This window comes from Actinosynnema sp. NPDC059797 (assembly GCF_042732085.1).
GTDB lineage: Bacteria > Actinomycetota > Actinomycetes > Mycobacteriales > Pseudonocardiaceae > Actinosynnema.
Genome location: NZ_JBHWIE010000016.1, coordinates 13,833 through 36,693 on the forward strand (window position 1 = coordinate 13,833; position 22,861 = coordinate 36,693).

Annotated in this window: 35 protein-coding genes; 5 read left to right on the forward strand and 30 right to left on the reverse strand. The window is 69.2% G+C overall.

Features of this window, described 5'->3' with window-relative positions:
• Positions 1–216 precede the first annotated feature (216 nt).
• The 29 genes from map to rpsL form a co-directional block, all read right to left on the reverse strand.
• Positions 217–990, reverse strand: coding sequence for a type I methionyl aminopeptidase (gene map / locus ACFV4N_RS07545; protein ID WP_499671670.1), 774 nt, complete (start codon positions 988–990; stop codon positions 217–219).
• Positions 991–1,046: 56 nt separating this feature from the next.
• Positions 1,047–1,598, reverse strand: coding sequence for an adenylate kinase (locus ACFV4N_RS07550; RefSeq protein ID WP_499671671.1), 552 nt, complete (start codon positions 1,596–1,598; stop codon positions 1,047–1,049).
• A complete protein-coding gene (gene secY, locus ACFV4N_RS07555) occupies positions 1,598–2,908 on the reverse strand; it encodes a preprotein translocase subunit SecY (RefSeq protein WP_499671672.1) in 1,311 nt (436 codons plus the stop codon). The genes ACFV4N_RS07550 and secY overlap by 1 nt, the downstream gene beginning before the upstream one ends.
• Before the next feature lie 340 nt (positions 2,909–3,248).
• Positions 3,249–3,845 carry a LysE family translocator gene (locus ACFV4N_RS07560; protein ID WP_499671673.1) on the reverse strand — a complete coding sequence of 199 codons (597 nt, stop codon included), beginning with the start codon at positions 3,843–3,845 and terminating at the stop codon, positions 3,249–3,251.
• 354 nt (positions 3,846–4,199) lie between these two features.
• Positions 4,200–4,643: a 50S ribosomal protein L15 gene (gene rplO, locus ACFV4N_RS07565; RefSeq protein ID WP_499671674.1), complete on the reverse strand. Its 444-nt coding sequence runs from the start codon at positions 4,641–4,643 to the stop codon at positions 4,200–4,202.
• Entirely contained in the window at positions 4,640–4,825 is a 186-nt protein-coding gene (rpmD, locus tag ACFV4N_RS07570; RefSeq protein ID WP_033428588.1) for a 50S ribosomal protein L30, read from the reverse strand. Before rpmD ends, rplO begins: the two co-directional genes overlap by 4 nt.
• A gap of 1 nt (position 4,826) precedes the next feature.
• Positions 4,827–5,435: a 30S ribosomal protein S5 gene (gene rpsE, locus ACFV4N_RS07575; RefSeq protein WP_037330379.1), complete on the reverse strand. Its 609-nt coding sequence runs from the start codon at positions 5,433–5,435 to the stop codon at positions 4,827–4,829.
• 49 nt (positions 5,436–5,484) lie between these two features.
• A complete protein-coding gene (rplR, locus tag ACFV4N_RS07580) occupies positions 5,485–5,883 on the reverse strand; it encodes a 50S ribosomal protein L18 (RefSeq protein WP_499671675.1) in 399 nt (132 codons plus the stop codon).
• Position 5,884: 1 nt separating this feature from the next.
• Positions 5,885–6,424: a 50S ribosomal protein L6 gene (gene rplF / locus ACFV4N_RS07585; protein ID WP_033428587.1), complete on the reverse strand. Its 540-nt coding sequence runs from the start codon at positions 6,422–6,424 to the stop codon at positions 5,885–5,887.
• A 16-nt stretch (positions 6,425–6,440) separates the two neighbouring features.
• Entirely contained in the window at positions 6,441–6,839 is a 399-nt protein-coding gene (gene rpsH / locus ACFV4N_RS07590) for a 30S ribosomal protein S8 (protein WP_033428586.1), read from the reverse strand.
• 106 nt (positions 6,840–6,945) lie between these two features.
• Positions 6,946–7,131 (reverse strand): type Z 30S ribosomal protein S14, encoded by a 186-nt coding sequence (locus ACFV4N_RS07595; RefSeq protein WP_499671676.1) that lies wholly within the window; start codon positions 7,129–7,131, stop codon positions 6,946–6,948.
• A 1-nt stretch (position 7,132) separates the two neighbouring features.
• Positions 7,133–7,696 carry a 50S ribosomal protein L5 gene (gene rplE, locus ACFV4N_RS07600; RefSeq protein WP_499671677.1) on the reverse strand — a complete coding sequence of 188 codons (564 nt, stop codon included), beginning with the start codon at positions 7,694–7,696 and terminating at the stop codon, positions 7,133–7,135.
• Positions 7,696–8,010, reverse strand: coding sequence for a 50S ribosomal protein L24 (rplX, locus tag ACFV4N_RS07605; RefSeq protein WP_344036135.1), 315 nt, complete (start codon positions 8,008–8,010; stop codon positions 7,696–7,698). The genes rplE and rplX overlap by 1 nt, the downstream gene beginning before the upstream one ends.
• Positions 8,011–8,012: 2 nt before the next feature.
• A complete protein-coding gene (gene rplN, locus ACFV4N_RS07610; protein ID WP_015805282.1) occupies positions 8,013–8,381 on the reverse strand; it encodes a 50S ribosomal protein L14 in 369 nt (122 codons plus the stop codon).
• Positions 8,382–8,444: 63 nt separating this feature from the next.
• Positions 8,445–8,735, reverse strand: a complete 291-nt coding sequence (rpsQ, locus tag ACFV4N_RS07615) for a 30S ribosomal protein S17 (RefSeq protein ID WP_344036137.1) — start codon at positions 8,733–8,735, stop codon at positions 8,445–8,447.
• Positions 8,732–8,980 (reverse strand): 50S ribosomal protein L29, encoded by a 249-nt coding sequence (gene rpmC, locus ACFV4N_RS07620; RefSeq protein ID WP_344036138.1) that lies wholly within the window; start codon positions 8,978–8,980, stop codon positions 8,732–8,734. The genes rpsQ and rpmC overlap by 4 nt, the downstream gene beginning before the upstream one ends.
• Positions 8,980–9,399 carry a 50S ribosomal protein L16 gene (gene rplP / locus ACFV4N_RS07625; protein WP_123745275.1) on the reverse strand — a complete coding sequence of 140 codons (420 nt, stop codon included), beginning with the start codon at positions 9,397–9,399 and terminating at the stop codon, positions 8,980–8,982. Before rplP ends, rpmC begins: the two co-directional genes overlap by 1 nt.
• A 3-nt stretch (positions 9,400–9,402) precedes the next feature.
• Positions 9,403–10,245 (reverse strand): 30S ribosomal protein S3, encoded by an 843-nt coding sequence (rpsC, locus tag ACFV4N_RS07630; RefSeq protein ID WP_499671678.1) that lies wholly within the window; start codon positions 10,243–10,245, stop codon positions 9,403–9,405.
• On the reverse strand, positions 10,245–10,643 hold the full coding sequence (gene rplV, locus ACFV4N_RS07635; protein WP_037330377.1) for a 50S ribosomal protein L22: 399 nt from the start codon (positions 10,641–10,643) through the stop codon (positions 10,245–10,247). Before rplV ends, rpsC begins: the two co-directional genes overlap by 1 nt.
• A gap of 36 nt (positions 10,644–10,679) precedes the next feature.
• Positions 10,680–10,961, reverse strand: a complete 282-nt coding sequence (gene rpsS / locus ACFV4N_RS07640; protein WP_015105260.1) for a 30S ribosomal protein S19 — start codon at positions 10,959–10,961, stop codon at positions 10,680–10,682.
• An 18-nt stretch (positions 10,962–10,979) separates the two neighbouring features.
• On the reverse strand, positions 10,980–11,813 hold the full coding sequence (rplB, locus tag ACFV4N_RS07645) for a 50S ribosomal protein L2 (protein WP_189224143.1): 834 nt from the start codon (positions 11,811–11,813) through the stop codon (positions 10,980–10,982).
• Positions 11,814–11,835: 22 nt separating this feature from the next.
• Complete coding sequence (rplW, locus tag ACFV4N_RS07650; protein ID WP_499671679.1) at positions 11,836–12,135, reverse strand: 50S ribosomal protein L23; 300 nt, start codon at positions 12,133–12,135, stop codon at positions 11,836–11,838.
• On the reverse strand, positions 12,132–12,824 hold the full coding sequence (rplD, locus tag ACFV4N_RS07655; protein WP_499671680.1) for a 50S ribosomal protein L4: 693 nt from the start codon (positions 12,822–12,824) through the stop codon (positions 12,132–12,134). The genes rplW and rplD overlap by 4 nt, the downstream gene beginning before the upstream one ends.
• A gap of 2 nt (positions 12,825–12,826) precedes the next feature.
• Positions 12,827–13,477: a 50S ribosomal protein L3 gene (gene rplC / locus ACFV4N_RS07660; protein WP_499671681.1), complete on the reverse strand. Its 651-nt coding sequence runs from the start codon at positions 13,475–13,477 to the stop codon at positions 12,827–12,829.
• Between the two features lie 52 nt (positions 13,478–13,529).
• Positions 13,530–13,835 carry a 30S ribosomal protein S10 gene (gene rpsJ, locus ACFV4N_RS07665; protein WP_003938093.1) on the reverse strand — a complete coding sequence of 102 codons (306 nt, stop codon included), beginning with the start codon at positions 13,833–13,835 and terminating at the stop codon, positions 13,530–13,532.
• A 329-nt stretch (positions 13,836–14,164) separates the two neighbouring features.
• Positions 14,165–15,358, reverse strand: coding sequence for an elongation factor Tu (gene tuf, locus ACFV4N_RS07670; protein WP_499671682.1), 1,194 nt, complete (start codon positions 15,356–15,358; stop codon positions 14,165–14,167).
• Between the two features lie 145 nt (positions 15,359–15,503).
• Positions 15,504–17,606 carry an elongation factor G gene (gene fusA / locus ACFV4N_RS07675; RefSeq protein ID WP_499671683.1) on the reverse strand — a complete coding sequence of 701 codons (2,103 nt, stop codon included), beginning with the start codon at positions 17,604–17,606 and terminating at the stop codon, positions 15,504–15,506.
• A gap of 98 nt (positions 17,607–17,704) precedes the next feature.
• Positions 17,705–18,175 (reverse strand): 30S ribosomal protein S7, encoded by a 471-nt coding sequence (rpsG, locus tag ACFV4N_RS07680; RefSeq protein WP_073885923.1) that lies wholly within the window; start codon positions 18,173–18,175, stop codon positions 17,705–17,707.
• Entirely contained in the window at positions 18,175–18,549 is a 375-nt protein-coding gene (gene rpsL, locus ACFV4N_RS07685) for a 30S ribosomal protein S12 (protein WP_030473471.1), read from the reverse strand. The genes rpsG and rpsL overlap by 1 nt, the downstream gene beginning before the upstream one ends.
• Before the next feature lie 462 nt (positions 18,550–19,011).
• Between rpsL and ACFV4N_RS07690 the strand changes: the two genes are divergently transcribed.
• The 4 genes from ACFV4N_RS07690 (at position 19,012) to ACFV4N_RS07705 (ending at position 21,159) form a co-directional block, all read left to right on the forward strand.
• Positions 19,012–19,860: a phosphotransferase gene (locus tag ACFV4N_RS07690; RefSeq protein ID WP_499671684.1), complete on the forward strand. Its 849-nt coding sequence runs from the start codon at positions 19,012–19,014 to the stop codon at positions 19,858–19,860.
• 38 nt (positions 19,861–19,898) lie between these two features.
• Complete coding sequence (locus ACFV4N_RS07695) at positions 19,899–20,186, forward strand: TFIIB-type zinc ribbon-containing protein (RefSeq protein WP_499671685.1); 288 nt, start codon at positions 19,899–19,901, stop codon at positions 20,184–20,186.
• A 101-nt stretch (positions 20,187–20,287) separates the two neighbouring features.
• A complete protein-coding gene (locus ACFV4N_RS07700) occupies positions 20,288–20,728 on the forward strand; it encodes a hypothetical protein (protein WP_499671686.1) in 441 nt (146 codons plus the stop codon).
• Between the two features lie 20 nt (positions 20,729–20,748).
• A complete protein-coding gene (locus ACFV4N_RS07705; RefSeq protein ID WP_499671687.1) occupies positions 20,749–21,159 on the forward strand; it encodes a hypothetical protein in 411 nt (136 codons plus the stop codon).
• Here the strand turns inward: ACFV4N_RS07705 and ACFV4N_RS07710 are convergent.
• Positions 21,156–22,082: an NmrA/HSCARG family protein gene (locus tag ACFV4N_RS07710; protein ID WP_499671688.1), complete on the reverse strand. Its 927-nt coding sequence runs from the start codon at positions 22,080–22,082 to the stop codon at positions 21,156–21,158. The genes ACFV4N_RS07705 and ACFV4N_RS07710 overlap by 4 nt on opposite strands.
• Before the next feature lie 101 nt (positions 22,083–22,183).
• On the opposite strand from ACFV4N_RS07710, the gene ACFV4N_RS07715 reads away from it, so the two are divergent.
• Entirely contained in the window at positions 22,184–22,783 is a 600-nt protein-coding gene (locus ACFV4N_RS07715; protein ID WP_499671689.1) for a TetR/AcrR family transcriptional regulator, read from the forward strand.
• Positions 22,784–22,861 lie beyond the last annotated feature (78 nt).

A 22,861-nucleotide genomic window follows, 5' to 3' on the forward strand; every position in this document is an offset into this window, starting at 1 on the left:
GCCACGCGGGGCCGGATGATCCACAGCGCAAGACGGTTTTACGAAGCTTTCACCCGAAAAGGGAACGACTGTCGCCCATTGGGTGGTGTGTGGTCACGGATCGTCATCTGCGATGTCTCGCCGCCGGACTTCCCCACCGCCTTCCGCCGGAGGTGCGAAAAGGCACCACCCGCCGCGATGGCGAGTGGTGCCCTTCCCGCCCGCGGGCGGGCGGTGTCAGTCCTCGGGGGCCGTCAGCACCCAGGGGCCGTCGTCGGTGATGGCCACCGAGTGCTCCCAGTGCGCGGCGCGCGAGCCGTCGGCCGTGACGACGGTCCAGCCGTCGTCCAGCTCGACCGTGCGCTCGCTGCCCAGGGTCAGCATCGGCTCGATGGCGATCGCCATGCCGACCTTCAGCCTGGGGCCCTTGCCCGGCTTGCCGTAGTTCGGCAGGAACGGGTCCATGTGCATCTTCGTGCCGATGCCGTGGCCGCCGTAGCCGTCGACGATGCCGTAGTCCACGCCGTGCTCGTCGCCCGCCTCGATCGTGGCCGACTCGATGGCGAAGGAGATGTCGCTCAGCTTGTTGCCCGGCACGGCCGCCGCGATGCCCGCGAGCATCGAGCGGCGCGTGGCCTCGGAGAGCTTCAGCTCGGCCTCAGTCACCGCGCCGACGGGCAGGGTGATGGCCGAGTCGCCGTGCCAGCCCTCCAGGATGGCGCCGCAGTCGATCGAGATCAGGTCGCCCTCGGCGAGGACCTGCGTGCGGCTCGGGATGCCGTGGACGACCTGCTCGTTCACCGACGCGCAGATCGACGCCGGGAAGCCGTGGTAGCCCTTGAACGACGGGATCGCCCCGGCGTCCCGGATCGTCTGCTCGGCCAGCTCGTCCAGCTCGGCGGTGCTGACCCCGGCCTTGGTGTGCGCGGCCAGCAGCGAGAGCGTGCGCGCCACCACCAGGCCGGCGGCCCTCATGGCCTCCAGCTGGCCGCGGCTCTTGATCTCGATCATGCGGTCACGGCCGGCACGACCGGGGACCACGCGCCGTAGTGCATCGACAACACCGTTCACTTCACGTCGCGCAGCGCGCGGACGGCCCGCTCGCTGATCTCTTCCACGTCACCGACCGCGTCGATCGGCACGACGATGTCGGAGTAGTGGTCGAGCAGCGGGGCGGTCTCCGTCCGGTACACCTGCTGGCGGTGCCGGATCACGTCTTCCTTGTCGTCCGTGCGGCCGCGGGCGAGCAGTCGCTCGACCACCACGTCCTCGTCGACCCGGAACTCCAGCACCGCGTCCAGCGAGTGGCCCGCCGCCGACAGCATCTCGCCCAGGACGCCTGCCTGGGCGACGTTGCGCGGGAAGCCGTCGAGCAGGAAGCCGCCGGTGGCGTCGGCCTGCGCGAGCCGACCGCGGACCATCTCGTTGGTGACCTCGTCCGGGACCAGCTCACCGGAGTCCAGGTACTCCTGGACCTCCTTGCCGAGGTCGGTCTGCTGGCTGATGTGAGCGCGGAAGAGGTCCCCGGTGGAGATGTGCGGCACGCCGAGCTTGCTGCTGAGGAGCTGGGCCTGCGTGCCCTTGCCCGCTCCGGGCGGGCCGACGAGAACGATTCGCACTAGCGGAGGAACCCTTCGTAGTTGCGCTGCATGAGCTGGCTCTCGATCTGCTTCACGGTGTCGAGGCCGACACCGACCATGATCAGCACCGCCGTGCCGCCGAACGGGAAGTTCTGGTTCTGGCCCTGGTCGGTCAGCTCCAGGAAGAAGTTGGGCAGGATGGCGACGATGCCCAGGTAGATCGAGCCCGGCAGCGTGATCCGCCCCAGGACGAAGCGGAGGTACTCGGCGGTGGGCCTGCCCGGTCGGATGCCCGGGATGAAGCCACCGAACTTCTTCATCTCGTCGGCGCGCTCGTCCGGGTTGAACGTGATGCCGACGTAGAAGTAGGTGAAGAAGACGATCAGCAGGAAGTACAGCGAGATGTGCACCGGGCTGGACTGCGTCACCAGGTGCGTCGCGACGAAGGTCTCCCACCAGCTCGGCGCGGAACCGTCGGTGGAGGCGGTCAGGCGCGAGATGAGGTCGGGCAGGTACAGCAGCGACGAGGCGAAGATGACCGGGATGACGCCGGCCTGGTTCACCTTCAGCGGCAGGTAGGTCGAGGTGCCGCCGTACATCCGGCGGCCGATCATGCGCTTGGCGTACTGCACGGGGATGCGGCGCTGCGCCTGCTCCACGTAGATGACGCTGGCGATGATCAGCAGGGCCGCGACGCAGACGAGGAAGAAGGTCAGGCCGCCGCGGTCGAAGATGATCTTGCCCTCGATCGGGATGCGGGCCGCGATGCCGCAGAAGATCAGCAACGACATGCCGTTGCCGATGCCCTTCTCGGTGATGATCTCACCGAGCCACATGATCACGCTGGTGCCGGCGGTCATCGCGACCACCAGGACGATCAGGTTGAAGATGCTCTCGTCCGGGATGACCGGCACGGGGCAGTTGGCGAACAGCTGGTCGCGCACCGCCAGGGCGATGATGCCCGTCGACTGGAGGACCGCCAGCGCGATGGTCAGGTAGCGGGTGTACTGGGTCAGCTTGCCCTGACCCGCCTGCCCTTCCTTCTTCAGCTGCTCGAACCGCGGAATCACCACGGTGAGGAGCTGGATGATGATGCTCGCGGTGATGTAGGGCATGATGCCCAGCGCGAAGATCGACAAGTTCAGCAGCGCGCCGCCGCTGAACAGGTTGATCAGCTGGTAGACGCCCTGCTGGTCGACCGCGTCGATGCACTGTTTGACGTTCTTGAAGGAGACGCCCGGCGCGGGCATGGTCGCACCCAACCGGAACACCACGACGATCCCCAGGGTGAAGAGGATCTTCTTGCGTAGGTCCGGCGTCGCGAGAGCCGAGCGGAATGCGCCGAGCACGCGAACCTCCATCAGCGTTGCCGCCCCACCTGGGTCGGCATCCGTGCGGTACCGGCTGTGTTGCCGGCACAGTCTTGCGGGCATACCGCCGGCCAACGCCGACGGTGGCGGAAGCGACGGGTAGCCGCGACCGACCCGGACGACATCCGGGTTCAGCCCGCGACTCTAACAGCCGCGAGGCCGATCGCCGTAGCCAGTCGTCCCACACAGTTCGTACCTGATCGACTACTCGTGCTCGCAAGCCCCCGAATGGATCAAGTTCGGTTGTCGATGCATGTTGTCCGGTTGGCGGCCGGTGGGGGCTTGGTCGGGGTTTGGTCGAGGTTCGAGCAGGTTCCGATCAGATTTTCGACGTGGCCAAGGCCCCCGCCATCCCCAGGAGCACCGCCCCCGTGGCCCGGTCCAGGTATGCCTTCGTCCGCTTGGTCAGGCCCGCCTTGCGGATCACCGCGCCGATGGTCACGTAGGCCGTTCCGGCCAGCAGCTCGGCGGCCAGGTAGACCACGCCGAGGACCGCCAGTTGGAGGGGGATCGGGCCCCGGGAGGGGTCCACGAACTGCGGGAGGAAGGCGGTGAAGATCAGGATGGCCTTCGGGTTGGAGATCGCCACCAGGAACTCCTTGCGGAGCGGATCCGTCCTGACCGCAGGGCTTTCGGCGGTCGGGGTGGCGGTGAGGGCCCTGATCGCGAGGTACACCAGGTAGGCGACGCCGGCCCACTTGATGATCGTCAGCGCCAGGTGGCTCGCGGACAGCACCGGGCCCAGGCCGGCCACCACCGCGGTGATCATGACGGCGAAGGCGGCCAGCCTGCCCGTCAGGGCGGTGACGGCCTTCCCGACGCCGTGGTGGACCCCGTGCTGCATGCCCAGGAGGTTATTCGCACCCGGTGTCAGGGCCACCAACACCGAGGCTCCGAAGAAGACGGCTAGCCACATGTGTCGCACGCTAACCCGGGGTGGCAAGGGGTTTTCTGCTGTGCGCGAACGTCTCGGTTGGTGGGGGGTGGGGAGGGGTGGAGAGGGGTTCACGGGCGGAAAAGACAAAAGCGGCGCTCGCCGCTGGGCAGGCCTCCGGGGGAAGGGCGTTTGCTCGTGGTCTCCCCGTATGGCCTGCCTGAGGCAACCACACTCGTCAAGGGCCCCGCGAAGGGCGTGCGGAACCCTTGACAAGCGCGGTTGGGCTGCGCCCAGGCCATACGGGGAGACCACGAGCTGGGCGGGGTGTGTGTGTTGCACATGCGGAACGGCCCCCGGAGCTTGTGCTCCGGGGGCCGTTTCGGTGTTCTCTGGTCAGAGAACGGTGGTCGTGCCGCCGGCCGCGGCGATCTTCTCGACCGCGCTGCCGGAGAACTTGTTGGCGACGACATCGACCTTGACGCCGTTGAGGTCGCCGTTGCCGAGGACCTTCACCAGCTGGTTCTTGCGGACCAGGCCGGCGTTGATCAGGGCGTCCACGTCCACCCGGCCACCGTCGGGGAACAGGCGCGCGATGTCGCCCACGTTCACCACCTGGTACTCGGTGCGGAACGGGTTGCGGAAGCCCTTGAGCTTCGGCAGCCGCATGTGCAGCGGCATCTGGCCACCCTCGAAGCGCGGCGAGACGTTCTTCCGCGCGCCGGTGCCCTTGGTGCCTCGACCGGCGGTCTTGCCCTTGGAGCCCTCACCGCGACCCACGCGGGTCTTCGCGGTCTTGGCGCCGGGGGCCGGACGCAGGTCGTGGATCTTGATGGTCACGACTGGACCTCCTCGACGACCACCAGGTGGCGCACGGCGTGGATGAGGCCGCGCACCTGCGGCGTGTCCTCGCGGACCACCGACTGGCGGATCTTGCGCAACCCCAGGGTCCGGAGGGACTCACGGTGGTTGTGCTTGGTACCGATGCTGCTCTTGACCTGGGTCACCTTGAGCTGAGCCACGTCAGACCCCCGCCCCTGCGCGAGCGCGCAGCATGCCGGCGGGCGCCACGTCCTCCAGGGGCAGACCGCGACGGGCGGCCACCTCCTCCGGACGCTGGAGGCCCTTCAGGGCCGCCACGGTGGCGTGCACGATGTTGATGGCGTTGTCGGAGCCCAGCGACTTGCTCAGCACGTCGTGGACGCCGGCGCACTCCAGCACCGCGCGGACCGCACCACCGGCGATGACGCCGGTACCGGCCGAGGCCGGGCGGAGCAGGACGACACCGGCCGCCTTCTCGCCCTGGACCGGGTGAGGGATCGTGCCCGCGATGCGGGGGACGCGGAAGAAGTTCTTCTTCGCCTCCTCCACACCCTTGGCGATCGCCGCCGGCACTTCCTTGGCCTTGCCGTAGCCGACACCGACCATGCCGTCGCCGTCGCCGACGACGACCAGGGCGGTGAAGCTGAACCGACGACCACCCTTGACGACCTTGGAGACGCGGTTGATCGCAACCACGCGCTCCAGGTGCGGGGTCTTCTCCTGGGCCGCGCCGCCGCGGCCGCCGTCACGACGGTCGCGACGCTCTCCGCGCTCGCCCCCGCCGCCTTCGCGACGCGTGCGTCCTGGCATCAGGCGTCCCTCTCAATTCCAGTGATTTGCCCAAAAACAAGGCTCATTGTCAGAACTCCAGCCCCGCCTCGCGGGCGGCGTCGGCCAGGGCCGCGATCCGACCGTGGTAGGCGTTGCCGCCGCGGTCGAACACGACCTTGGTGACACCGGCCTCCTTGGCGCGGGCGGCGACCAGCTCGCCGACCTTCGCGGCCTTGGCCTTCTTGTCGCCCTCCAGCGCCCGGACGTCGGCCTCCACCGAGGAGGCGGCGGCCAGGGTGTGGCCGGCCAGGTCGTCGATCAGCTGCACGGAGATGTGCTTCGACGACCGGTGCACCGCCAGGCGCGGGCGCTCCGCGGTGCCGCTGACCTTCTTGCGGAGGCGGAAGTGACGGCGGGTCTTGGCGATGCGGCGAGTGGTCGAGATGTCCTTGCCCACCGGCTTGCGCTTCGTTGCAGTCTCGCTCATGTCACTTACCCGTCTTTCCGACCTTGCGGCGGATCTTCTCGCCCGCGTAGCGCACGCCCTTGCCCTTGTACGGGTCGGGCTTGCGCAGCTTGCGGATGTTGGCGGCGACTTCGCCCACGAGCTGCTTGTCGATGCCGGCGACGGAGAACCGGGTCGGGGTCTCCACCGCGAAGGTGATGCCCGCGGGGGCCTCCACCTTCACCGGGTGGCTGTAGCCCAGCGCGAACTCCAGGTCGGAGCCCTTCAGCGCCACGCGGTAGCCGACGCCGTGGATCTCCATCTTCTTCTCGTAGCCCTGGGTCACGCCGATGACCATGTTCTGCACCAGCGTGCGGGAGAGGCCGTGCAGCGAACGGCTGCGCCGCTCGTCGTTCGGACGCTTCACCTCAAGGGTGCCGTCCTCGGCCTTCTCGATGATGATCGGCTCGGCGATGGTCAGCGACAGGGTGCCCTTGGGCCCCTTCACGCTGACCTCCCGGCCCGCGATGTTCACGTCGACCCCGGAGGGGACGGTGATCGGCAGCTTTCCGATGCGCGACATGCCTGGTCCCCCTCTCCTACCAGACGTAGGCGAGGACTTCGCCGCCCACGCCGGACTTGTTGGCCTGGCGGTCGGTCATAAGACCGCCAGAGGTCGAGATGATCGCGACGCCGAGACCGCCCAGCACCTTCGGCAGGTTGGTCGACTTCGCGTAGACACGCAGACCGGGCTTCGACACGCGGCGGAGGCCGGCGATGCTGCGCTCCCGGTTCGGGCCGTACTTCAGCTCGATCACCAGGTTCTTGGCCACGTCGCCCTGCTCGTCGCGGTAGCTGGCGATGTAGCCCTCGCGCTTGAGGATCTCGGCGATGTTGGCCTTCAACTTCGAGTGCGGCATCACGACCTTGTCGTGGTAAGCCGAGTTCGCGTTCCGCAGACGCGTCAGCATGTCTGCGATCGGGTCGGTCATCGTCATGGTGACCTGGTCAACCTTTCTCGCTGCGGTTCCCCAGTCAGGGTCCGTGTCGGTCGTGAGCGGGCCTACAGCGAAGTGATGTGGAAAAACCTGCCGCCGGCTGGTGCTACCAGCTGGACTTGCTCACACCGGGCAGCTCGCCGCGGTGCGCCATCTCGCGGAGGCAGATCCGGCACAGGCCGAACTTGCGGAACACCGAGTGCGGGCGCCCGCAGCGCTGGCACCGGGTGTAGGCCCGCACCTTGAACTTCGGCTTGGCCGCGGCCTTGTTGATCAGCGCCTTCTTGGCCATGTCAGTTCTCCCTGAACGGGAAGCCCAGGTGCTTCAGCAGCGCCCGGCCCTCCTCGTCGTTCGTGGCGGTGGTGACGACCGTGATGTCCATGCCGCGGGGGCGGTCGATGGCGTCCGGGTCGATCTCGTGGAACATCGACTGCTCGTTGAGACCGAACGTGTAGTTGCCGTTGCCGTCGAACTGCTTGCCCGAGAGGCCGCGGAAGTCGCGGATGCGCGGGAGGGCGATCGTCAGCAGGCGGTCCAGGAACTCCCACATGCGGTCGCCGCGCAGCGTGACGCGGGCGCCGATCGGCATGCCCTCGCGCAGCTTGAACTGGGCGATCGACTTGCGGGCCCGGCGGACCTCGGGGCGCTGGCCGGTGATGATCGAGAGGTCCTTGACGGCGCCCTCGATCAGCTTGCCGTCGCGGGCGGCGTCGCCGACACCCATGTTGACGACGACCTTCACCACGCCCGGGATCTGCATGACGTTGGCGTACTCGAACTGCTTGCGCAGCTCCGCCACGATCTCCTCGCGGTACCGGGTCTTGAGCCGCGGCGTGATCTTCTCTGCGGTGGTCATCAGATGTCCTTCCCGTTACGACGGGAAATGCGCACCCGCTTGCCCTCGTCGTTCGTCCGGTAACCAACGCGGGTCGGCTTGCCGTCCGAGTCCACCACCATCACGTTGGACACGTGGATGGGGGCTTCCTGGGTCACGATGCCGCCCGACTGCGCGCCGCGCTGGGTCTGCGTGATCCGGGTGTGCTTCTTGATGCGGTTGACGCCCTCGACCAGGACGCGGTTGTCGGCGGGGTAGGCCTGGATGACCTTGCCGCGCGCACCCTTGTCCTTGCCGGCGATGACCACGACGGTGTCGCCCTTCTTGACCTTCATGGTCAGAGCACCTCCGGCGCCAACGAGATGATCTTCATGAACTTCTTGTCGCGCAGCTCGCGGCCGACCGGGCCGAAGATGCGGGTGCCGCGCGGCTCGTTGTCGTTCTTGATCAGCACCGCGGCGTTCTCGTCGAACCGGATGTAAGAGCCGTCGGGACGGCGCTTCTCCTTGACGGTGCGGACGACGACGGCCTTCACCACGTCACCCTTCTTCACGCCGGCGCCGGGGATGGCCTGCTTCACCGTCGCGACGATGATGTCCCCGATGCCCGCGTAGCGGCGGCCGGAGCCACCGAGAACACGGATGCAGAGGATCTCCTTCGCACCGGTGTTGTCGGCGACGCGAAGCCGCGACTCCTGCTGGATCACTTACTTCTCCTGACCATTCCTGGCCCGCCAGATTTCCGACCTGACGGGCTCGGTCTTACAGCTTTACTTGGCCTTCTCGAGGATCTCGACGAGGCGCCAGCGCTTGGTGGCCGACAGCGGCCGGGTCTCCATCAGCAGGACCCGGTCGCCGACGCCGGCGGAGTTCTGCTCGTCGTGCGCCTTCACCTTGGTGGTGGAGCGCAGCACCTTGGAGTAGCGGCGGTGCTTCTTGCGGTCCTCCAGCGCCACCACGACCGTCTTGTCCATCTTGTCGGACACGACGTAGCCCTCGCGCACCTTGCGGTAGTTGCGGGCCTCGGTCTCGGTCTCGGTCACTTCGTTGTTCTCGCTCATGCCGCACCCTCACCAGTGGAAACCGCGTCGGGAGAGGACGACAGGCCCAGCTCCCGCTCCCGCATCACGGTGTAGATCCGGGCGATCTCGTGCCGGACCGTCCGCAGGCGGCGGTTGTTGTCGAGCTGCCCGGTGGCCATCTGGAAGCGGAGGTTGAACAGCTCCTCCTTCGCCTCCCTCAGGCGCAGCACGAGCTCTTCCTCGGTGAGCTCACGCAGCTCGGAAGCGGTGGTACCCGCTGCCATCAGAACTCACCACCCTCACGCGTGACGATGCGGCACTTCATCGGGAGCTTGTGGATCGCGCGGCGGAGCGCCTCGCGGGCCACGGCCTCGTTCGGGAAGCTCATCTCGAAGAGCACCCGACCCGGCTTGATGTTGGCCACCCACCACTCCGGGGAGCCCTTGCCGGAACCCATGCGGGTCTCGGCGGGCTTCTTGGTCAGCGGGCGGTCCGGGAAGATGTTGATCCAGACCTTGCCACCACGGCGGATGTGCCGGGTGATGGCGATACGAGCCGACTCGATCTGCCGGTTGGTCACGTAGGCCGGCTCCAGTGCCTGGATGCCGAACTCACCGAAGGTGACCCTCGTGCCGCCCTTCGCAGCACCGGACCGACCGGGGTGGTGCTGCTTGCGGTGCTTGACCCTGCGCGGGATGAGCACTACTCAGCCCTCCGTCTTCGCGACGTCGGGGGCGTTGCTCGTGGCAACGTCACCGGTCGTCTGGTCACTGGCCTGCGCTGCGCGCCCCGCCTCGGTGCTGGTCGCGGTGGTGCCGCTGGCACCGGAGCGACGGGCCCGGTTCGGGCGGTCACCGCGGTCGCGCCGCGGCGCGCGCTCGGCCGACGGGGCGGCGTCGCGCTCGCGCTTGGCGGAGATCCCGCCGACCACGTCGCCCTTGTAGATCCACACCTTCACGCCGATCCGGCCGAACGTGGTGCGGGCCTCGAAGAAGCCGTAGTCGATGTCGGCGCGCAGCGTGTGCAGCGGCACGCGACCGTCGCGGTAGTGCTCCGAGCGGGACATCTCGGCGCCGCCGAGGCGGCCACCGCACTGCACGCGGATGCCCTTGACCTGCGGCGAGCGCATGGCCGACTGGATGGCCTTGCGCATCGCGCGGCGGAAGGCCACGCGGTTGGACAGCTGCTCCGCCACGCCCTGCGCGACGAGCTGCGCGTCCGACTCCGGGCTCTTCACCTCGAGGATGTTGAGCTGCACCTGCTTCTTGGTGAGCTTCTCCAGCTCACCGCGGATGCGGTCGGCCTCGGCACCGCGGCGGCCGATGACGATGCCCGGCCGGGCGGTGTGGATGTCGACGCGGACCCGGTCGCGGGTGCGCTCGATCTCCACCTTGGAAATACCGGCACGCTCCATGCCGCGCGAGAGCAGCTTGCGGATCTTGACATCCTCGGCCACGTACTCGGCGTACTGCTTGTCGGCGTACCAGCGGGACTTCCAGTCGGTGGTGATCCCCAGCCGGAAGCCGTGCGGGTTGATCTTCTGGCCCACTACCGGTTCCCCTTCGCGCTGGTCTTCTTGGGACGGCTCTCCACCTCGACGGTGATGTGGCTCGTCCGCTTGCGGATCCGGTAGGCGCGGCCCTGGGCGCGCGGGCGGAACCGCTTGAGGGTCGGACCCTCGTCCACGTAGACCTTCGACACCCACAGGGTGTCGGGGTCGAGGGACAGGTTGTTCTCGGCGTTGGCCACGGCGCTCGCGAGCACCTTGCGGACCGGCTCAGATGCCGCCTGCGGCGCGAACTGGAGCACGGCCAGGGCCTCGCTGGCGCTACGACCCCTGATGAGCTCGACGACGCGACGCACCTTCATCGGCGTGTCGCGGACGTAGCGAGCCCGAGCCACGGCGCGCGGGTACTCCGGCGCTTCGGCTTCGTTGCGGGCGTTCATCGCTGCTTCCCCTTGCTCTTCCTCTAGTTCGTCGCCTTAGCGGCGGCGCGACTTCCGGTCGTCCTTGATGTGACCCTTGAACGTGCGGGTCGGGGCGAACTCGCCGAGCTTGTGCCCGACCATCGCCTCCGTGACGAACACCGGCACGTGCTTGCGGCCGTCGTGCACCGCGATCGTGTGGCCCAGCATGTCGGGGATGATCGTCGACCGGCGGGACCAGGTCTTGATGACGGTCTTCTTGCCCGACTCGTTGAGGACGTCCACCTTCTTGAGCAGGTGGTCGTCCACGAAGGGGCCCTTCTTAAGGCTGCGAGGCATCCTTCACTCCCTCCCTGCTCAGCGCTTCTTACCGGTGCGACGACGCCGGACGATGAGCTTGTCGCTTGCCTTGCGGCGGCGGGTACGGCCTTCGGGCTTGCCGGCCGGGTTCACCGGGTGGCGACCACCGGAGGTCTTGCCCTCACCACCACCGTGGGGGTGGTCGACCGGGTTCATGGCGACACCGCGGACGGTGGGCTTCTTGCCCTTCCACCGCATGCGGCCGGCCTTGCCCCAGTTGATGTTCTGGTGCTCGGCGTTGCCGACCTCGCCGACCGTGGCGCGGCACCGGACGTCCACGTTGCGGATCTCGCCCGAGGGCATCCGCAGCTGGGCGTAGGGGCCGTCCTTGGCGACGAGCTGCACGCTGGCGCCCGCCGAGCGGGCGATCTTCGCGCCGCCGCCGGGGCGGAGCTCGATCGCGTGGATGACCGTGCCGACCGGGATGTTGCGCAGCGGCAGGTTGTTGCCCGGCTTGATGTCGGCCTTGGGGCCGTTCTCGATCCGGTCGCCCTGCTGCAGCTTGGACGGCGCGATGATGTAGCGCTTCTCGCCGTCGGCGTAGTGCAGCAGCGCGATGCGCGCGGTGCGGTTGGGGTCGTACTCGATGTGCGCGACCTTGGCCGGCACGCCGTCCTTGTCGGTGCGGCGGAAGTCGATGAGGCGGTAGGCCCGCTTGTGGCCGCCGCCCTTGTGGCGCGTGGTGATCTTGCCCGACGCGTTGCGGCCACCTCGGCCGTGCAGCGGGCGGATCAGCGACTTCTCCGGCGTCGACCGAGTGATCTCGGCGAAGTCGGAGACGCTCGCACCGCGACGACCCGGAGTCGTCGGCTTGTACTTGCGAATGCCCATCTCTACGCAGTCCTCGTCGTCATCAGGCGGCCGGGCCGCCGAAGATCTCGATCGGCTTGCTCTCGGCGGACAGCGTCACGATGGCGCGCTTGGTGTCCTTGCGCTTGCCGTAGCCCGTCCGGGTGCGCTTGCGCTTGCCCTGGCGGTTGATCGTGTTGACGCTGACGACCTTGACGCCGAAGACCTTCTCCACGGCGATCTTGATCTGGGTCTTGTTCGCGCCCGGAGCCACCACGAAGGTGTACTTGTTCTCCTCCAGGAGCCCGTAGGACTTCTCGGAGATGACCGGCGCGAGCAGGACGTCCCTGTGGTCGGGGATCACTTCGCGGCCTCCTCGTCCACGTCGGACGCGGTGGCGGTCGCCTCGGCGGAGCCCTTGCCCTGCTGGGCCTTGCTCGCCAGGAAGACGTCGAGCGCGTCCTTGGTGAACACCACGTCGTCGTTGACCAGCACGTCGTAGGTGTTCAGCTGGTCGGGGGCGATGATGTGCACGTGCGGCAGGTTCCGCAGGCTCACCCACGAGACCTCGTCGGTGCGCAGCAGCACGGCCAGCACCCGGCGGGCCTCGGTGACCGTCTCCAGCACCTTGCGGGCCGACTTGGTCGAGGGGGTGTCGCCGGTGACGAAACCGCTCACCACGTGGACCTGGCCGGCACGCGCCCGGTCGGAGAGGGCACCGCGCAGGGCGGCGGCCTTCATCTTCTTGGGGGTGCGCTGGCTGTAGTCGCGCGGCTGCGGGCCGTGGACCGTGCCACCGCCGGCGAACTGCGGCGCGCGGGTCGAGCCCTGGCGGGCGCGGCCGGTGCCCTTCTGCCGGTACGGCTTCTTGCCACCACCGGACACCTCGCCGCGGGTCTTCGTGGCGTGCGTGCCCTGGCGGGCCGCGGCCTGCTGGGCCACGACGACCTGGTGCAGCAGGGCCACGTTGGCCTGCGCGTCGAAGACGGCCGCGGGCAGCTCGACGGAGCCGTCGGTCTTGCCGTCCGGGGTGCGGATCTCAACGGAAGTCATGATCAGGCACCACCCTTCGCAGCGGTCTTGATGAACACGGTGCCGCCCTTGGGACCGGGAACCGCGCCCTTGATGAGCAGCAGGCCGGACTCGGCGTCGACCTTGTGCACCTTGAGGTTCTGGGTCGTCACGCGCACGTTGCCCATGCGGCCCGCCATGCGCAGGCCCTTGAACACGCGGCCGGGCGTGGCGCAGCCGCCGATCGAGCCCGGGGAGCGGTGCTTGCGCTGGGTGCCGTGGCTGGCCCCGAGGCCGCCGAAGCCGTGGCGCTTCATGACACCCGCGGTGCCCTTGCCCTTGCTGGTGCCGACCACGTCGACCACCGCGCCGGCCTCGAACACCTCTGCGGTGATCTCCTGGCCGACCGTGTACTCGGACGCGTCCGTGGTGCGCAGCTCCGCCAGGTGGCGGCGCGGCGTCACGCCGGCCTTGGCGTAGTGCCCCGCGACGGGCTTGTTCACCTTGCGCGGGTCGATGGCGCCGAAGGCCAGCTGCACGGCCGAGTAGCCGTCGTTCTCCTGGGTCCGAACCTGGGTGACCACGTTCGGCTCGGCCTTGACGACGGTAACCGGGACGACCCGGTTGTTCTCGTCGAAGACCTGAGTCATGCCGAGCTTGGTGCCCAGGAGGCCCTTAACCTGCCTGTCAGACATGAGTCTCTTTGCTCTCCGCCCCAAAAGGGATCAACACTGCCGCGTCCAACGCTTACTGGATGTTGACGTCGACGCTCGCCGGCAGGTCGATGCGCATGAGCGCGTCCACCGTCTTCGGCGTCGGGTCGAGGATGTCGATCAGACGCTTGTGCGTGCGCATCTCGAAGTGCTCGCGCGAGTCCTTGTACTTGTGCGGCGAGCGGATGACGCAGTAAACGTTCTTCTCAGTGGGCAGCGGCACAGGCCCGACGACCCGAGCGCCGGTGCGCGTCACGGTCTCGACGATCTTGCGCGCGGACGCGTCGATCGCCTCGTGGTCGTAGGCCTTGAGCCGGATGCGGATCTTCTGTCCCGCCATGATGGCTTGCCGTTCCTCTGCTTCTAGTACCGCCGCGGTGCGGGCACCTTTCGCGAGGTCACGGGACCTCCGGCGCGCTCCGCCCCCTATTCAGGACTGACACCGAGCGGTGTCACGGTGCCCGGTCCACGCGGTCGGGCGTGTCGCCCGCCCGGCCATGGACCGGTCCCACTGATGCAACCCGTGGGATTTTGTCTTGCTCGATCAAACCCCGCTCGTGACGGGGCGGCCGAGTCCAGAACTCGAACCGGCCGCCCCGACGAGCAACCCGTCAATAGTTGCACACGGACGTGCGCGAACCAAATCCGGGGGTGAGATGTGGAGCTAGATCACTTGATGATCTTGGTGACCGAGCCCGCGCCGACGGTGCGGCCACCCTCGCGGATGGCGAACCGCAGACCCTCGTCCATGGCGATCGGCTGGATCAGCTTCACGGACATGGAGGTGGTGTCGCCCGGCATGACCATCTCGGTGCCCTCGGGGAGGGTCACGACGCCGGTCACGTCGGTGGTGCGGAAGTAGAACTGCGGGCGGTAGTTGTTGAAGAACGGCGTGTGGCGGCCGCCCTCGTCCTTGGACAGGATGTAGACCTGCGCCTCGAACTCGGTGTGCGGGGTGGTGGTGCCCGGCTTCACGATCACCATGCCGCGCTCCACCTCCTCGCGCTTGATGCCGCGGAGCAGCAGGGCGGCGTTGTCGCCGGCCTGGCCCTCGTCGAGGAACTTCTTGAACATCTCGATCGAGGTCACAGTCGTCTTGCGCGACTGCTCCTTGATGCCGACGATCTCGACTTCCTCGTTGACCTTGATGATGCCGCGCTCGATGCGGCCGGTCACCACGGTGCCACGACCGGTGATGGTGAACACGTCCTCGACCGGCATCAGGAACGGCCGGTCGACCTCGCGCTCGGGCTCCGGGATGTTCTCGTCCACGGCGTCCATCAGGCCGATGAGCTTCTCGCCCCACTCGGCGTCGCCCTCCAGCGCCTTCAGCGCGGAGACGCGGACCACCGGCAGGTCGTCACCCGGGAACTCGTACTCGGAGAGCAGCTCGCGGACCTCGAGCTCGACGAGCTCCAGGATCTCCTCGTCGTCCACCATGTCGGCCTTGTTCAGGGCCACCACGATGTAGGGCACACCGACCTGGCGGGCCAGGAGCACGTGCTCCTTGGTCTGCGGCATCGGGCCGTCGGTCGCCGCGACCACCAGGATGGCGCCGTCCATCTGCGCCGCACCGGTGATCATGTTCTTGATGTAGTCGGCGTGACCGGGGCAGTCGACGTGCGCGTAGTGGCGCTTGTCGGTCTGGTACTCGATGTGCGCGATCGAGATGGTGATGCCGCGCTGCTTCTCCTCCGGCGCCTTGTCGATCTGGTCGAACGGCGTGAAGGGGTTCAGGTCCGGGTACTTGTCGTGCAGGACCTTGGAGATCGCCGCGGTCAGCGTCGTCTTGCCGTGGTCGATGTGACCGATGGTGCCGATGTTGACGTGCGGCTTCGTCCGCTCGAACTTCGCCTTCGCCACTGGATTGTCCTCCTGGACTTCTGGTGCTGTGCCCGGCGGGTGGTGTGTGGTCTCCACCCGCCGGGCTTCACGTCAAGGGTTGTGCGGACCCCAGGGACTGTTCACCCCGGAGAGCCCGCGTGGTGCTGCGGTGCTCCGGTTGGGGTTACTCGCCCGTCGCCTTCGCGATGATCTCCTTCGAGACGTTCGCGGGAACCTCTGCGTAGGAGTCGAACGTCATCGAGTAGTTCGCACGACCCTGGGTCTTGGACCGCAGGTCGCCGACGTACCCGAACATCTCCGACAGCGGGACCAGCGCCTTGACGACGCGGGTGCCGCTGCGCTCCTCCATGGCCTGGATCTGGCCGCGGCGGGAGTTCAAGTCGCCGATCACGTCGCCCATGTAGTCCTCGGGCGTGGTGACCTCGACGGCCATCAACGGCTCCAGCAGGACCGGGCTCGCCTGGCGGGCGGCCTCCTTGAGCGCCATGGAGCCGGCGATCTTGAAGGCCATTTCCGAGGAGTCGACCTCGTGGTAGGCGCCGTCGAGCAGCGTCACCTTGATGCCGACCAGCGGGTAGCCCGCGAGCACGCCGTACTGCATCGCGTCCTGGGCGCCCGCGTCCACCGACGGGATGTACTCCCGGGGGATGCGACCACCGGTGACGGAGTTGACGAACTCGTAGAGCGCGCCGTCCTCCTGCTTCTCCAGCGGCTCCAGGTCGATGAGGACCTTCGCGAACTGGCCGGAGCCACCGGTCTGCTTCTTGTGGGTGTAGGAGTACTTCTCCACCTTGCGGCGGATGGTCTCCCGGTACGCCACCTGCGGCTTGCCGATGTTGGCCTCGACCTTGAACTCGCGGCGCATGCGGTCCACCAGGATGTCCAGGTGGAGCTCGCCCATGCCGGCGATGATGGTCTGGCCGGTCTCCTGGTCCAGGTTGACCCGGAAGGTCGGGTCCTCCTCGGCCAGCTTCTGGATCGCGGTGCCCAGCTTCTCCTGGTCGGCCTTCGTCTTGGGCTCGATCGCCACCTGGATGACCGGCTCGGGGAAGGTCATGGACTCCAGCACGATGGGCGCCTGCGGGTCGCTCAGCGTCTCACCGGTGGTGGTGTCCTTGAGACCGATCACCGCGTAGATGTGGCCCGCGATGGCCTCGTCGACCGGGTTCTCCTTGTTGGCGTGCATCTGGAAGATCTTCCCGATGCGCTCCTTGCGGTCCTTGGTCGAGTTGATGACCTGGGTGCCGGAGGAGACCTTGCCGGAGTAGACCCGGATGTAGGTCAGCTTGCCGAAGAACGGGTGCACGGCGATCTTGAACGCCAGCGCCGAGAACGGCTCGCTGCTCTCGGGCTTGCGGAACGCCGGCGTCTCGCCGTCCTGCAGCGTGCCCTCGACCGGCGGGAGGTCCAGCGGCGACGGCAGGAAGTCGATCACGGCGTCGAGCATGGGCTGCACGCCCTTGTTCTTGAACGCCGAGCCGCACAGCACCGGGTACGCGGAGCCGTCGTTCACGATCTTGCGGATGCCCGCCTTGATCTGCTCGACGGTCAGCTCCTCGCCACCGAGGTAGGACTCCATCAGGGCGTCGTCGGTCTCGGCGACGGCCTCGATGAGCTGCTCGCGGTACTCGTTGGCCCGGTCGACGAGGTCGGCCGGGATCTCCTCGACCGCGTAGTCCTCGCCCTTCTGGACCTCGCCGCGCCAGGTCAGCGCGCGCATCTCGATCAGGTCGACGACGCCGATGAAGTCGCTCTCGGAGCCGATCGGGATCTGCAGCGGCAGCGGCTTGGCGCCGAGCCGCTCGGAGATGGTGCGGATGGTGAAGTAGAAGTCCGCGCCGAGCTTGTCCATCTTGTTGACGAAGCAGATGCGCGGGACGTCGTACTTGGTCGCCTGCCGCCAGACCTGCTCGGACTGGGGCTCGACGCCCTCCTTGCCGTCGAACACGGCAACGGCGCCGTCGAGGACGCGGAGGTTGCGCTCCACCTCGACGGTGAAGTCCACGTGGCCCGGCGTGTCGATGAGGTTGATCTGGTGGTTCTTCCAGAAGCAGGTCGTCGCGGCGGACGTGATGGTGATGCCGCGCTCCTGCTCCTGCTCCATCCAGTCCATCACCGCGGCGCCGTCGTGGACCTCGCCGATCTTGTAGCTGATCCCCGTGTAGAAGAGGATCCGCTCGGTCGTCGTGGTCTTGCCCGCGTCGATGTGGGCCATGATCCCGATGTTGCGGACCTTGGCCAGGTCGGTGAGCACATCCTGTGCCACGGGTGTTTCCCCTGTCTTGAGCTAGCTGGTCAGCAGGCTCACTAGGGCCGGGAGGCGCCAGGCGGGGTGCACTCGGGGTTACCCCGCCTGGCGGCACGTCACCAGCGGTAGTGGGCGAAGGCCTTGTTCGACTCGGCCATCTTGTGGGTGTCCTCGCGGCGCTTGACGCTCGCGCCCAGGCCGTTGCTCGCGTCGAGCAGCTCGTTCATCAGGCGCTCGATCATGGTCTTCTCACGGCGCTGCCGGGAGAAGGTGATCAGCCAGCGCAGCGCGAGCGTGGTCGAGCGGCCCGGCTTCACCTCGACGGGCACCTGGTAGGTGGCGCCACCGACGCGGCGGGACTTCACCTCGAGCGCCGGCTTGACGTTGTCCAGGGCGCGCTTGAGCGTGACGACCGGGTCGGTGCCGGTCTTCTCGCGGGCGCCTTCGAGGGCGCCGTACACGATCCGCTCGGCCACGGAGCGCTTGCCGTCGACCAGCACCTTGTTGATGAGCTGGGTCACCAGCGGAGAGCTGTAGACCGGGTCGGAGATCAGCGGCCGCTTCGGGGCCGGTCCCTTGCGGGGCATCAGCTCTTCTCCTTCTTCGCGCCGTACCGGCTGCGAGCCTGCTTGCGGTTCTTCACGCCCTGCGTGTCGAGGGAACCACGGATGATCTTGTAACGGACGCCCGGGAGGTCCTTCACACGACCGCCGCGGACGAGCACCATCGAGTGCTCCTGGAGGTTGTGACCCTCACCCGGGATGTAGGCCGTGACCTCGATGCCGCTCGTCAGCTTCACGCGGGCGACCTTGCGCAGCGCCGAGTTCGGCTTCTTGGGCGTGGTGGTGTAGACGCGGGTGCACACACCGCGCCGCTGCGGGCTGCCCTTGAGCGCCGCGGTCTTCTGCTTGGCGACCTTGTCCTGCCGGCCCTTGCGGACCAGCTGCTGGATCGTTGGCATACGCCGGCTGCTTCTTCCGTTCGCGTGCTCGTCGCGTGGGCGGCGAGCTCTGTTTACTTGGTCCCTCTCTGCACCCGAGGTCGGGCGTGTCGCGCCCCTGCCGGTGGAGCCGGGCGGATCAAGCACCACACCTCAGGTCCGCAGGCGACATCCCAGGATGCCCCTACGCGTGGAGGTCACCGCGGCCGGCTTTCCAGCACCACTGGCGCGTAGGCACGCGGAGCGGCCCGACATGGGTCGGGCACGAGTACCAAAGATACCCCGCCTGGTTCCCAAGGGTCAAAACGGATGCCACTCGCCCTTGACACCCGTGCCCCGTCCAACGCCGCACCCGTCCCGCTCATTCCCGTTCGGGTGGTGGCAGGCCGCACTCCCCGCAGGTCAGCACGGGTGGGGTGATCATCGGCCCCACCCCGGTGAACAGGGCACACTGAACGGGTGAATTCCGTTCTCGTCGCGGGCATGGCAGCGCTCGTGGGGCCCGGCCCCGCGCCCGAGGTGCTCGCGGTGCGCGGCGACGTGGTGGTGGTCCGGGTCGGGGACGTGGTGCTCAAGGCCCACGAGGGCGGCACGGACCCCGCCGGGCTGGCCGCTCGGCTGCGCCTGGCCGCCGACCCGCGCCTGGGCGGGCTCCTGCTGCCGCCGCTGCTGGGACCGGAGGTGGTGGCGGGGCGCGTGGTGACGGCGTGGCCGCTGGGGACCCCGGTGCCGCAGGCCGAGCCGGAGGAGCTGCCGATGGAGGCGGCCGGGCGGATGCTGGCCGAGCTGCACCGGTTCACGGTCGCCGACTTCGCGCCGCCCGTGCCGGCGGCGGGCGCGTGGCCGCGGATGCGGCGCGCGGTGCTGGACCTGTCGCTCGACACGCCGGCCGCCGACCTGGTGCGGCGGGCCGCCGCGACGCTGCCCGACGCCCCCGCGGCCGGTTCGGCGCTCATCCACGGCGACTGGCACCTGGGCCAGCTCGTCCGGCGCGACGGCGGGTACCGGCTGATCGACGTGGACGACCTGGGGGTCGGCGACCCGGCGTGGGACCTGGCCCGGCCCGCCGCGCTGCACCTGGCGGGCGTGCTCGACGACGTGGCGTGGGGCCGGCTGCTCGGGGCCTACCACCGGGCGGGCGGCACGGGCGTGCCGGTTGACGACCCGTGGTCGGCGCTGGAGGTGCCGGCCCGCGCCCTGGTGGTGCAGATGGCGGCGCGGGCCCTGTGCGCGGCGGAGCGTGACGGCACGGAGTTGAACGGTGCTCAAGATGCCCTGTTGGAGGCTTGCGCTCGCATCGTGTCCACGCATGGACCGATGCGGCGCGGCTAATATCGGGCACATCGCCCGGAGAGCAGGAGGCTCACACGATGCAGTGCCCCAAGTGTCACGGGAATATGCGCACGTTCGACCGCATGGGCGTGCACATCGAGCAGTGCGACGGCTGCCGCGGGGTCTTCCTCGACTACGGCGAGCTGGAGGCCATCACCCGGCTGGAGCAGCAGATGGCGCCGCCCCCGCCGCCGCCCGTCGCGCCCGCCCCGCAGCAGGTGCACTACGTTCAGCAGCCGCCCCCGCCGGCCTGGGGCTACGGCGGCGGTGGCCACTACGGGCACCGCAAGCACCGCGGCCTGGGCGGGCTGTTCTTCTCGTCCTGATCACGCGCGCGGTGGTGGTCCCGCGCGCGGGACCACCACCACCGCGGTTGCCACTACCGAAAAACAGGGCAATAATCGGTAGTGACTTGAGGAGGTCCACCATGTCCGTCGCCACCGAAGCCGCTCGGATACGGGACCTGTTCCAGCAGGTGGAGGAGATCGAAGAGGTCGCGTCCAGCCTGTCGGAGGACGACGAGCGCCGCCGCAAGCTGCACGGCGTGGTGGCCAAGGCCCTGCGCGGCGCGCCACCGGTGCGCCCCGTGGTCGCCGGCGAGCTGCTGGCGCTGACCGAGAAGACGGTGAAGGCGTGGGCGCGCGAGGGCGTGCTCGCGATCCACACCCAGGAACCGCGGATGCTCCTGGACGCCACCCGCCTGCACGAGGTGCTGCACGTCGTGGGTGAGCTGCGCCGGGCGGGCCGGACGCGCGGCCTGCTCGACGAGGTGCACCGCAGGCTGAGCGACACGGCCCTGCTGGAGCGCGCCGACCTGGCCGCCAGCCTGGCCCAGATGAACCGCGGCGAAGGGCGCGTGGTGCGCTGATCGAGGTCGTCGAAACCCCGGTGGCGGGTGTCCAGGCCGCCGGCCTGCGCGGCGCCGCCCGCGTCGCCTACGACCGGTTCCTCGACGAGCTGGCGCACAGCGGCTGCGCCGCCTTCGGCTACCGGGTGACGGGCCCCGAGCCCCTGCCCCGCCTCTGCGTGAAGCACCTGCGCGGCACCGACCGGGTGGTGGTGGCCTTCCCGTCGCCGCGCACGGCGTGGGTCCTCCTGGTCGGCCCGCACGACGACGACCCGGGCCGCGACCTCTACGAGGTCCTCTACGAGCTGGCCGGCGTCCGGCCACGCCTGGACCAGCGCCGCACCAAGCCGCCGTGCTGCACCGACGCCGCTCCCCCGCTGGCCGGCCGCGACCTGGTCGACGAGCTGGTCGCCAAGGCCCGCGCCCTCACCAAGTCCCGCCGCCGCGCCTAGGACCGGACCGCGGCGAAGCTCTCCCGCGCCCAGGTCTCGAAGTCGGTGAGGGGGATGCCGAGGTCCCGCGCGTACCGGGGGCGGGCGGGCATGTCCACGCCGTTCATCCACTCGTGCGTGGCGCCCATCGCGGGCATCCCGGCGGCGAGGGCCTCCTCCTCGGTCATGTCCGGCGCGGGCAGGGGCGTGCCCAGGGCGCGGGACAGGACCTCGGCGACCTCCGCCATCGACCGCCGGTCGCTCGCCAGCTCCAGCTCGACCCCGTGGAACCGCTCCGGCTCGGCGACGGCCGCGGCGGCCGCCCGGCCGATGTCGTCCACCGCGACCAGGGCCAGCCGGGTGTCGGGCCTGAGCACGCTCACCAGGCCACCCTCGACGCCGCGCGGGAACAGGAACGCCGTGTCCGGCAGGAAGTTCTCCATGAAGAAGCCGGGCTTGAGGATCGTCCAGTGGCGGAAGCCGGCCGCGCGGACCCGGTCCTGGACCGCGCTCTTCGCGCCCAGGGTGGCCGCCATGTACGCCCACCGCCCCTCGGCCCAGCCGGGCGCCTCGGTGTGCCGGCCGGCGCCGCAGACGGACGTGTGCACGAACTGCGGCACCCCGGCGGCCCTGGCGCCCTCCACGAGGTTGACGCCCTGCGCCACCTCGCGCTCGAAGTCGAACCCGGTCTCGGTCAGGGCGGGCAGCTGCACGGAGAAGACGGCGCGGGCACCCTCGGCGGCCCGGACCACGGAGTCGCGGTCGTCGAGGTCGCCGACGACCAACCGGGCGCCGAGCGCCTCGACGGCCCGGGCCCGGTCGGTGGACGGGTCGCGCACCAGGGCCCGGACGGGGACGCCCGCCGCGAGCAGGGCGCGGGCGGTGGCGCCGCCCTGCCGACCGGTCGCGCCGGTGACCAGGACGGGCGCGTGAGCTGCGGACATGGCTCTCCTCAAGGCTCGGGAAATAAGTGGCGGACCCCGCCGTTTATGCTCCCGTACGATAACGGCGGGGCCCGCCACTTAGCAAGCTCGGAGATTCCGCCATGCCCGACCGCCAGCGCGCCGACGCCCGGCGCAACTACGCGCGCATCCTCGCCGTGGCCGAGCAGGAGGTCGCGGCCCACGGCGCGAACGCCTCCCTGGAGCAGATCGCCCGCACCGCCGGCGTCGGCTCGGCGACCGTGCGCCGGCACTTCCCCACCCGCCGCGCGCTGCTGGAGGCGGTCTCGAAGGAGCGGGTCGAGGCGCTGGGCGCCCGGGCCCGCGACCTGACCGGCGGGGACGACAGCCGGGCCGCGCTCCTGGAGTGGATGGGCGAGGTGGTCGCCTACTGCGTCGCCGCCCGGGGGCTGGCGGCCGCCCTGGCCTACGACGGCGCCGAACCCGACCCGGTGCACGAGAACAGCTGCTCGGCGGCGATCGAGGAGGCCGCGGGGCCCCTGCTGCGCCGCGCCGCGCGGGACGGCGCGGTGGCGGCCGACGTCACCGTCTCGGACCTGATCACCCTGGCCGTCGGCATCGTCCTGGCCACCGAGCACCACCCCGACCCGGCCGCCCGCGCGGACCGGCTGTTCCGGCTGGCCGTGGCGGGGCTGAGCCCGGCGAAGCCCGAGCCCGACCAGGTCCAGCCCAGCCAGGACTGAGCCCGGCTGCCTGAGCCCGGCTGCCTGAGCCCGGCGGGGCCCGGGAACGGCGAAGGCCCCCGGAGCGGGAGGCTCCGG

Excerpts from the sequence above, each read along its gene's own strand:
- map (WP_499671670.1), bottom strand. The coding sequence starts at position 990 with ATGATCGAGATCAAGAGCCGCGGCCAGCTGGAGGCCATGAGGGCCGCC.
- ACFV4N_RS07560 (WP_499671673.1), bottom strand. The coding sequence starts at position 3,845 with ATGTGGCTAGCCGTCTTCTTCGGAGCCTCGGTGTTGGTGGCCCTGACA.
- rpsE (WP_037330379.1), bottom strand. The coding sequence starts at position 5,435 with ATGCCAGGACGCACGCGTCGCGAAGGCGGCGGGGGCGAGCGCGGAGAG.
- rplR (WP_499671675.1), bottom strand. The coding sequence starts at position 5,883 with ATGAGCGAGACTGCAACGAAGCGCAAGCCGGTGGGCAAGGACATCTCG.
- rplF (WP_033428587.1), bottom strand. The coding sequence starts at position 6,424 with ATGTCGCGCATCGGAAAGCTGCCGATCACCGTCCCCTCCGGGGTCGAC.
- rpsH (WP_033428586.1), bottom strand. The coding sequence starts at position 6,839 with ATGACGATGACCGACCCGATCGCAGACATGCTGACGCGTCTGCGGAAC.
- ACFV4N_RS07595 (WP_499671676.1), bottom strand. The coding sequence starts at position 7,131 with ATGGCCAAGAAGGCGCTGATCAACAAGGCCGCGGCCAAGCCGAAGTTC.
- rplE (WP_499671677.1), bottom strand. The coding sequence starts at position 7,696 with ATGACCACCGCAGAGAAGATCACGCCGCGGCTCAAGACCCGGTACCGC.
- rplX (WP_344036135.1), bottom strand. The coding sequence starts at position 8,010 with ATGAAGGTCAAGAAGGGCGACACCGTCGTGGTCATCGCCGGCAAGGAC.
- rpsQ (WP_344036137.1), bottom strand. The coding sequence starts at position 8,735 with ATGAGCGAGAACAACGAAGTGACCGAGACCGAGACCGAGGCCCGCAAC.
- rpmC (WP_344036138.1), bottom strand. The coding sequence starts at position 8,980 with ATGGCAGCGGGTACCACCGCTTCCGAGCTGCGTGAGCTCACCGAGGAA.
- rplV (WP_037330377.1), bottom strand. The coding sequence starts at position 10,643 with ATGAACGCCCGCAACGAAGCCGAAGCGCCGGAGTACCCGCGCGCCGTG.
- rpsS (WP_015105260.1), bottom strand. The coding sequence starts at position 10,961 with ATGCCTCGCAGCCTTAAGAAGGGCCCCTTCGTGGACGACCACCTGCTC.
- rplB (WP_189224143.1), bottom strand. The coding sequence starts at position 11,813 with ATGGGCATTCGCAAGTACAAGCCGACGACTCCGGGTCGTCGCGGTGCG.
- rplD (WP_499671680.1), bottom strand. The coding sequence starts at position 12,824 with ATGACTTCCGTTGAGATCCGCACCCCGGACGGCAAGACCGACGGCTCC.
- rplC (WP_499671681.1), bottom strand. The coding sequence starts at position 13,477 with ATGTCTGACAGGCAGGTTAAGGGCCTCCTGGGCACCAAGCTCGGCATG.
- rpsJ (WP_003938093.1), bottom strand. The coding sequence starts at position 13,835 with ATGGCGGGACAGAAGATCCGCATCCGGCTCAAGGCCTACGACCACGAG.
- rpsG (WP_073885923.1), bottom strand. The coding sequence starts at position 18,175 with ATGCCCCGCAAGGGACCGGCCCCGAAGCGGCCGCTGATCTCCGACCCG.
- rpsL (WP_030473471.1), bottom strand. The coding sequence starts at position 18,549 with ATGCCAACGATCCAGCAGCTGGTCCGCAAGGGCCGGCAGGACAAGGTC.
- ACFV4N_RS07690 (WP_499671684.1), top strand. The coding sequence starts at position 19,012 with ATGGCAGCGCTCGTGGGGCCCGGCCCCGCGCCCGAGGTGCTCGCGGTG.
- ACFV4N_RS07695 (WP_499671685.1), top strand. The coding sequence starts at position 19,899 with ATGCAGTGCCCCAAGTGTCACGGGAATATGCGCACGTTCGACCGCATG.
- ACFV4N_RS07700 (WP_499671686.1), top strand. The coding sequence starts at position 20,288 with ATGTCCGTCGCCACCGAAGCCGCTCGGATACGGGACCTGTTCCAGCAG.
- ACFV4N_RS07710 (WP_499671688.1), bottom strand. The coding sequence starts at position 22,082 with ATGTCCGCAGCTCACGCGCCCGTCCTGGTCACCGGCGCGACCGGTCGG.
- ACFV4N_RS07715 (WP_499671689.1), top strand. The coding sequence starts at position 22,184 with ATGCCCGACCGCCAGCGCGCCGACGCCCGGCGCAACTACGCGCGCATC.